This window comes from Endozoicomonas sp. ONNA2, assembly GCF_024606365.1.
GTDB lineage: Bacteria > Pseudomonadota > Gammaproteobacteria > Pseudomonadales > Endozoicomonadaceae > Endozoicomonas.
In genome coordinates this window covers 1-1,793 of record NZ_JAHHPO010000052.1, presented here as the reverse complement: position 1 = coordinate 1,793, position 1,793 = coordinate 1, and the positions used below count along the sequence as shown (strand labels likewise).

Annotated in this window: 1 protein-coding gene; it reads left to right on the top strand. The window is 46.5% G+C overall.

The features are described 5' to 3' along the window. Positions 1-291: 291 nt before the first annotated feature. Positions 292-1,614 carry a hypothetical protein gene (locus KDK14_RS00830; RefSeq protein WP_257263118.1) on the top strand — a complete coding sequence of 441 codons (1,323 nt, stop codon included), beginning with the start codon at positions 292-294 and terminating at the stop codon, positions 1,612-1,614. The last annotated feature ends 179 nt before the right edge of the window (positions 1,615-1,793 follow it).

The window sequence follows — 1,793 nt, the reverse complement described above, 5'->3', positions numbered from 1 at the left end:
ATGGGTTATGCATTTATGACTTGAATTCAGGATTTACCAAATTCAAAAATGTTGCAATTGTTGCTCTTTTTATTAACTTTTCTTTATGTGTTTTTAATTAATTCCAGAATTTCATTTTGAAAATCAGCGTCAAACTAGCGACATGTGTTGTATTTGAACGCATTTTCTGCAGGAATATAACTATCTGAAACATTCAGGCCTTCTTTTAATAAGCTAATTATCTACAGCACAGCGGAACAAAATGAAACAACGGCCATCTAACAAGAAAATTATCCAGGGAAGCCTTCCATAATGAATTACCCAATGTTAATTAGCCTGGTTGAGTATCGAAACAGTTCAACTGCCATAACAGTGCGTGAACAGCTGCCTGATTCTGCAAAAAATGCGCTACGTTCCGCTATTTCTATTGATAATCCCAGGGGCGATGAGGTTTTTTCAGCAGACCGGTTACAAGCTGACGGAGCAGGTGAGAACGGCCCTGAAAGGGGTAAAGTATTTTGCCGGGATGTAACAACTACTCCCTTTCGCTCTACCATGAACACCGGCAGTCTGAAGCCGGGGCTTTTATATACCCCCATCATCGAGGAAAGGAAGGTCTGCCCATTATTCGGCGGTGGTCTGGTTGATCTGATAAAATCATGGTTCACTGCAGAGGGGACCACAAATCAGGAACGACAACCACAACGCGTTACCCGGGGCACAGGGCCAGCGCTGACCGAAGAAGTCCAGGGTAAGCTGAATGAAAATCTGGTAAGGGTAATAAACGACAGGGATTTCGCTGCCATAGAGCAATTACAGGGCATCATTGTGGGCGCTGCAGTAACGCTGACAGACGAAACCCGGATTGCACTGAATATTGGTCTGGAACAGGCTGTTGATGATGGCCGTTACGATAACGCAGGGCTGTTGCAACGTATCATGGTGGCTACCGGGACAAAACTGACAGACGACGCAGAGATAACACTGAGTAAAGTTCTGGCAAGTGAAGTAGAACTCAAACATTTTCAGAACGCAGAGCAATTACTACCCATCATAATGGGCACCGGGGCAGAGCTGACGGAGTATGCCCGGATAACACTGAATAAAGCTCTGGCAATGGCAGTAGATTGCTATCATCACGAGGACGTAATGCATTTACTACCCATCATAAAGGGCACCAGGACAGAGCTTGCGGAGTATGTCCGGATAAAATTGAGTGATGCTCTGGCATGGGAAGTAGATTCCCGGCATTATGGGGAGGCAAGACAGTTACTAACCATCATAATGGGCACCGGGGCAGAGCTGACAGAGTATGCCCGGAAAACATTAAGTGAAGTTCTGGCATGGGAAGTAGATTCCCGGCATTACGAAGGCGCAAGGCAGTTACTACCCATCATAAAGGCCACCCGGACAGAGCTGACGCATTATGCCCATATAACACTGAACGCAGCTCTGGCAAGGGAAGTGAATCTCGAACATTTCCAGAACGCAGAACAAATACTGGAAATCATTGAGGGCGCCGGGGCAAAGCCGACGGACGACGCACTGATTATAAAACTGAAATGTGAAGTCCAATACCGTAGAGTGATTACAACCTATTCAACGAAGAGTAACCAGGAGGCTGTCCGAGAATAGCGTTCGACTGGGCGTCCCCGTAGCGCGAGGATTGCGAGAAATTGAGGCTAAAAATTGTTGATTCTGAGGAGAATAGCGGGGCTATTTGACGAAGAAGCAGGAATTTTTAGACCAATTTATCGCAACTGCATGGATGCAGGAGCTAGAGCAACGCAGGAGCAGTTGCCGCGTAGGGCAGT